General features: G+C 49.5%; 1 pseudogene. It reads left to right on the top strand.

What is annotated here, in order from left to right:
* Nucleotides 1-2 precede the first annotated feature (2 nt).
* A pseudogene (locus ACLO87_RS17015) lies at nucleotides 3-529 on the top strand (hypothetical protein); the annotation flags it as partial.

The following is a 529-nucleotide window of genomic DNA, read 5'->3' on the forward strand; positions in this document are numbered from 1 at the left end:
CCCTGGGTAGTAACAGCACTGCATCTGGTGTGGGCTCCGTTGCGCTGGGAGAGAATAGTTTTGCTGGAGGCATAAACAGTCTTGCTTTGGGTAGTCAATCCAATGCAAACGGTGATAACGCAGTTGCCCTCGGTGTAGGATCTGTCGCAGAGCAAGACAATACCGTTTCGGTAGGGAACAGCACAACACAACGCAAAATTACCAATATGGCTGCCGGTCTTATACTACCAGGCAGTACTGAGGCCATTAACGGTTCACAACTTCATGCATTAAGTGCCTCAGTCGCAGCCCGACTCGGGGCTGGTGCTGGCGTAAATGGAGATGGAAGTATAAATGCGCCAAGCTACAAGCTGAAAAGCGGCACCTACAATAATGTGGGAGAGGCGCTTTTGGGAATCGACAATGACACTCTGCACTGGGACAAAACCGAGGGAGCATTTAGTGCCAGCTATATCGTCAAAAACGCTGATGGCAGCCCAAAGAGCAGCATAGCCCAAAACAAAATCATTAACGTTGCAAAGGGTACTAT

Origin of the sequence: Paenalcaligenes sp. Me52 (assembly GCF_050487965.1) — a bacterium.
Classification (GTDB): Bacteria; Pseudomonadota; Gammaproteobacteria; order Burkholderiales; family Burkholderiaceae_B; genus Paenalcaligenes.